Source organism: Pyxidicoccus fallax (assembly GCF_012933655.1).
GTDB lineage: Bacteria > Myxococcota > Myxococcia > Myxococcales > Myxococcaceae > Myxococcus > Myxococcus fallax.
This window is the reverse complement of the sequence record NZ_JABBJJ010000532.1, coordinates 1-5699: the sequence shown is the minus strand read 5'-3', so window position 1 is coordinate 5699 and position 5699 is coordinate 1. Positions and strand designations below refer to the sequence as shown.

The following is a 5699-nucleotide window of genomic DNA, read 5'->3' as shown; positions in this document are numbered from 1 at the left end:
GCCCAGGGCCATGATGCCCCCCGGGGCGCCCCCGCGCGCCGTGAGCCGCGGCAGGGAGCTCTCCAAGAAGGCGGACCGGGGCGGGTCCTCCCAGGGATTTGGCGCCGGGCCCACGCAGGCCGGCCTGGAGGCGGTGGTCTTCACGCACCTGCGGCTCGCCACCGCCTCGGACGGGGCGCACCGCAACCGGCTCCAGCCCCTGGACGCGCGCCGCTTCTACCTGGAGACGCTGGCGCGCTTCCAGGTGGAGGTGACGTTCGACGTCATGGCGGCGGTGGCCGAGGCGGAGATACGTGCGCAGCACATGGCCTCCGCGCCCCTCCCCGGCGGCGCCGCCGACGTGAGGAACACCTCCAGCCGCTTCGACTTCAGCTACACGGCCGAGGCCACCGTGGACGTCCCCTCGGACGGCGTCTTCCACTCCGTGGCCCTGGGCTCGCGCACCGGTGACGCCAGCGTCCTCTACGTGGCCGTGCCGCGCGAGGACTCGAACGTGTACCGGCAGGCCGAGGTGCAGAACCCGCTGCCCGCCCCCATGCTGGCCGGCCCCGCCGAGGTGTACGTGGGCGGCGAGTACGTGCTGTCCACCACCCTGCCCACCGTGGCGCCTCGCGGCAACTTCAAGCTGGGCCTCGGCGTGGAGCAGGCCATCCGCTGCGCGCGCAACACCCGCTTCTCCGAGCAGCGCAGCGGCTCCAAGATAGTCGCGACGACGGAGCTGTGGCACGACGTCATCATCGACCTGGCCAACAACCTGGACCGGGACATCACCTGTGAGGTCCGAGAGCGCATTCCCCAGCCCGCGCCCGACGCGGAGGTGGTGGTGGAAGAGGGCGCCGTCACCCCGGCCTGGGAGCCCTACACGCAACAGGAGCGCGGCGGCAGGACGCTGGAAGGCGGGCGGCGCTGGCGTCTCACCGTGCCGGCCCACCACACCCAGCAGCTCTCCGCGCGGTACGTGGTGAAGCTGTACGCCAACAACGAGCTCGAGGGCGGCAACCGCCGCGAGGCCTGACATGAGCACGGAGCTTCAGAAGCAGGGAGTGGAGCGCCAGGAACCGCCACTGCCCACCGGGGCCACGCCGCTGGAGGCACCGGTGCGCGGCGTGACACTGCTGGAGGACCGGGCCCAGGTGACGCGCCAGGGCACCGTGCGCGTGCGCGCCGGGCAGAACCGCGTCGTGCTCGCGGGAATCGCTCCCGTGCTGCAGGACGTGTCCCTTCGCGCCGAGGTGCTCGCCGGCCCCGCGCGGGTGGCGGACGTCCGCGTCCGCCGGGCCCTACGCATCCGCACCGTGGACAAGCCGGAGGCGGCCCGCGTCCTGGAGGAGCGACTGCGCGTCCTCCAGCGCGAGTACGGGCAGCTGCATGAGGACCAGCAGCGCAACAGGTTCCGCTTCGAGCGCGTGGGCAACATGCTGGTGCTGGGCGCCGGCGAAATCCCCGAGGACGCGGGCTGGGGCATGGGCACCGCGGCCCAGTGGCAGGACACCTTCGACGCGATGTTCCGCCGGGCCCGCCAGCTGCGCGAGGAGACGCTCCAGGCCAGCTTCAGGATGGAGCATCTGTCGGATGAGCTGACCGCGGTGGCGCGCCAGCGGCAGGCCCTGGACCGCGTGGACCATCAGGTGGTGGCGTGGCTGGAGGCGGACCTGCTGGCCAGCGGCGAGGGCGAGGTGGAGGTCCGCATCGACTACGTGGTGCCCAACGCCATGTGGCGGCCGCTGCACACGGCGCGGCTATTGGAAGGCGGACAGGTGCGCTTCACGTCCTCCGCCGCGGTGTGGCAGGACACGGGCGAGGACTGGAAGGACGTGGAGCTCCAGTTCTCCACGGCGCGCTCCTCGCTGGGAATCGAGCCGCCGCTCCTGAGCGACGACCTGCTCACCGTGAAGAAGAAGAACGAGACGGTGCTGGTGCAGGCGCGCCAGGTGGCGGTGCAGAAGGCCGGCCTGGGCAGCGCCCCGGCGAAGGGCTCCGCGCCGGCCACCGTGGACCTGCCGGGCGTGGACGACGGCGGCGAGACGCGCAACCTGCGGGCCTCCGGCAAGAGCACCGTCCCCTCGGACGGGCGGCCCAACGTGGTGCCGCTCTTCACCTTCGAGGACGCGGCGCGCTCGGAGCTGGTGGCCTTCCCGGAGCTGGAGGCCAAGGCCTTCCTCCGGGCGGTGGCGCGCAACACCTCGCCGGGCCCGGTGCTGGCGGGCCCGGTGGAGTTGCTGCGCGACAACGGCTTCGTGGGCTGGACGCAGACGCTGTTCGTGGCGCCCCAGGAGAAGTTCGAGCTGAGCTTCGGCCCGGACGACGCCATCCGCATCCAGCGCGAGGACAAGAAGCACCGCGAGGAGGTGGACTCGGTGAGCAAGTGGACCGAGCAGACCCTGCACCGGCTCATCTACCTGTCCAACCTGTCCGGCGAGGCGCGCACCGTCACCGTCACCGAGCGCATCCCCGTGGCGGAAATCGAGCACGTGAAGGTGGCGCTGGACACGAAGAAGACCACCGGGGAGCCCGTGCTCGACGAGAACGGCTTCGTCACCTGGAAGGTGGAGCTGCCCGCCAACGGGAACACCACGCTCCACCTGTGGTTCCGGATGTCGATGGCGCCGGGGGTGCAGCTCACCTGAGCTCACGCCCCGCCCGGGGCGTCGTGAAGCCGCAACACGTACAGGAAGTCCCGCGGGTTGCGGCCCCGGGCCACGACGAGCCCGTCGCGCAGGATGAGGTCCTCCTCCAGGGGGTCCGGGAAGTGCGCCATGGGCACGGGGGCCAGCCGGCGATGGAAGGCGATGGGGCCCTCCCCAAACACCTCCCAGTACTTGCGACGCGTCACCTCGTCAGGAGACGCGTCGCCCTGAAGCACCACCCGAGGCGCCCCCGTCGCGAGGTCGAAGAAGCGCGTGGTCCGGTCCTGGGAGTGGGTGACCAGCCAATCCCCCTCCATGGCCACCGCGAATGGCAGCGCCGGATGCGGCACCTCGTAAAGGAGCCTTCCCGTCTCCGCCTCGAAGAGGCGCACGCGCGCGTCCAGGCTGCACGCGGCCACCCGGCTGCCATCGTCGGACAACCGCACCGTGATGACAGGCTTCCCGGAAACCTGGAGGACGCGCCGGAAGCCCGTGGGCAGGTCGAAGAGCTCCAGCTCCCCCGAGATTCGGCCCACCGCGATGCGAGGCGCCTGGGCCGCCGCCGCGTACGCGGGCGCGGGCTTCAGCAGCGCCTGGGTGTCGAGCACCAGCGCCCCCGTGCCCACGTCATGCACCATGAGCCGGGAGGCCTCCGCGTAGCCCGAGACCACGAAGGCCCCATCCGGCGTGAAGTCCACCATCGAGACGGGCGTCGCCGGCCCCCGCAGGGTGTGCCGCGGCGTCCCGTCCGCGACGCACCACACCCGCACCACGCCGATTTCGATGACCGCCGCCAGCCACTGCCCGTCCGGTGAGAAGGCCATGGGCAGCTCCAGCGTCAGCCTGTTCGTCGCATCGCGCCCCTCCAGCGGCGGCGCGGACAGCTCCCGCACCGGCGCGAGTCGCTCCACGTCGACCAACTGGACACCTCGCCTGCGAGGCTCCTCGTGGAAGCGCACGACAGGGTAGGCGGCCAGCGTGCCGTCCGGACTGAAGCGCCAGGGCTGAAGGCCGGACGCGTCGACGTCGGCGGGCAGCTCCCGCGGGTGTCCCCGGGCATCGATGACGAAGGCCCCGTAGAGCCGCTTCGCGATGGCGAGGCTCCCCTCCGCCTGTCCCATGAGGCCGCGCACACGGTGCTGCTCGGCGAGCAAGGTCGGCGGCGCGGGCGCGTGGAGCTCGCTCAGGAGCACGCCTCCGTTGGCGGCCGTCAACGCGAAGTGCTTCAGGTCCGGCGAGAAGGCCGCGCCGCGCTCGTGACCGTCCGAGACATAGGGGCGCGTCCACAGCGTGACGCCGTCGCCGAGCTCCAGCACCTCCAGCCGGTCATACCGGAGCAGCCCCAGACGCGACGCCCCCAGCCAGCTCACCTGGGAGTAGCCCCCCGTTCCCTTCACGCCCTTCATCCGCTCCCAGCTCCGCGTCCGAGCCACGGCGACGCCGTCCACGGCCGACCACGCCAGCCACTCGCCATCCGGGCTGAAGGCCACGCTGCCAGCGGACGTGTCGGAGTCGAGCCGCGCCACCTGCGCCCCCGTCTCCACATCCCAGATGCGCACGGTGTTGTCCGAGGAGCCCGAGGCCAGCCAGCGCCCCGAGGAATGGAAGGCCACGCTCAGCACCGACTGCTCGTGCCCCTGGAGCGTGTGGACCTCCCTGCCCGAGGCCACGTCGTACAGGTGGATCATCCATCCGAGATTGCCCACCGCGAGCAGCGTCCCGTCCGGGCTGAAGGCCACCGACGTCACCCGGCCCTCCTGGCCGGTGAAGGACTGCAGCTGCGCTCCCGTCTCCACGTCCCAGATGCGCGCGTCGTGGGACCTCGAGCCCGACGCCAGGCGCCTGCCGTCCGCGCTCCAGGCAATGGCTCTCACCTCGCCCTCGTGGCCCGCCATGACCTGGAGGCTCCGGGCGGTGGCCACGTCCCAGACGCGCACGTTGTCGCCATCCGACCACGAGCCGGTGGCCAGCCGCGTCCCCAACGGGTCGAACGCCGCGCACAGCACCTGGGCGTCGTGCCAGAGGACCTCGTCCACGCCTTCGAGAGCGCCGCGCAGCGGCAGCAGGGACTCCACCCAGGGCGCGCCACCCGCCGCTTCACGCTGCCGCCGCCACCGGGCCGCCAGCGCGTACAGGTGCGCCTCCGGGTCGCTCCAGGGCTTCGTGCCTTCCCCGGAGTAGTGCGCGGCGGCGTCGGGCGCGTCGTACCAGCGCAGCCGGTTGTAGAGGCACTGGAAGAGGGCCTCGGGGTGCGCCCGCAGGAAGTCGGCGTCGAGCGCGACGGCCTTGCGCAAGACGCGCAGCGTCTTCGGGCCCACCGTGGGCCCGTCCTCCCGCTGCACGCGGGCCGCCTCGGGCGTCTGGGCGAGCGCCGAGTCCAGGGCGGCGAGCAGCGCCTCCACGCCCTGGGTGCTCACGAGGTGTTCGAGGGTGGAGAGCTCGGTGAGGGATGCGAGGTCGTGGGGCATGGAGGGTCCTTCGCCGCGAGGCGCGAGGGGACACATTCTCGTGGCGACCCTCTCCCGGATTCAATGGGTGGGGCAGACACCGAGAAGCACGAGCGATGCGAGCGAGAGCGTGGACGCACCGGAGGTGCTCGCGGGCAAGGCCGTCTTCCACCGCGTGGGCTGCGCGCGCTGCCACCGGCCGTCGCTCACCACCGGCACGCTGGCCGGCTACCCGGAGCTGTCCCACCAGCGCATCTGGCCATACACGGACGGGCTGCTGCACGACCTGGGCGAGCCCCTGGCGGACGAGCGCGAGGACTTCCTCGCCACGGGCCGGGAGTGGCGCACGCCGCCACTCTGGGGGCTGGGCCGCACGCGGGCGGTGAACGGGCATACCCGTCTGCCGCACGACGGCCGGGCGCGTTCCCCCATGGAGGCCATCCTCTGGCACGGTGGAGAAGCCGAGGCCTCGCGCCAGGCCGTGCGCCACCTGTCGCGAATGGAACGCGAGGCGCTGGTCTCCTTCCTCGACTCACTCTGACGCGGGCGGGCGGTGGACGCCGTCGATGTCATCGGCGTCCTCGTGGACACCTGCCCCGCCCATTCCGCCGCCGCCGGTCTCGCC

4 protein-coding genes are annotated in these 5699 nt (G+C 72.3%); 3 read left to right on the top strand and 1 reads right to left on the bottom strand.

Going from position 1 to position 5699, the window contains the following annotated elements; genetic code table 11:
• The coding region (locus tag HG543_RS50880; RefSeq protein WP_211194740.1) for a DUF4139 domain-containing protein at positions 1-1015 on the top strand (1015 nt) is incomplete at its 5' end.
• A 1-nt stretch (position 1016) separates the two neighbouring features.
• Complete coding sequence (locus tag HG543_RS50875; RefSeq protein WP_169352218.1) at positions 1017-2627, top strand: mucoidy inhibitor MuiA family protein; 1611 nt, start codon at positions 1017-1019, stop codon at positions 2625-2627.
• 2 nt (positions 2628-2629) lie between these two features.
• Here the strand turns inward: HG543_RS50875 and HG543_RS50870 are convergent, their stop codons facing one another.
• A complete protein-coding gene (locus tag HG543_RS50870) occupies positions 2630-5095 on the bottom strand; it encodes a WD40 repeat domain-containing protein (RefSeq protein ID WP_169352217.1) in 2466 nt (821 codons plus the stop codon).
• Positions 5096-5135: 40 nt separating this feature from the next.
• Here HG543_RS50870 and HG543_RS50865 point away from each other — a divergent pair, with 40 nt between their 5' ends.
• Positions 5136-5615: a di-heme oxidoredictase family protein gene (locus HG543_RS50865; RefSeq protein ID WP_343073648.1), complete on the top strand. Its 480-nt coding sequence runs from the start codon at positions 5136-5138 to the stop codon at positions 5613-5615.
• Positions 5616-5699 lie beyond the last annotated feature (84 nt).

Excerpts from the sequence above, each read along its gene's own strand:
- HG543_RS50875 (WP_169352218.1), top strand. The coding sequence starts at position 1,017 with ATGAGCACGGAGCTTCAGAAGCAGGGAGTGGAGCGCCAGGAACCGCCA.
- HG543_RS50870 (WP_169352217.1), bottom strand. The coding sequence starts at position 5,095 with ATGCCCCACGACCTCGCATCCCTCACCGAGCTCTCCACCCTCGAACAC.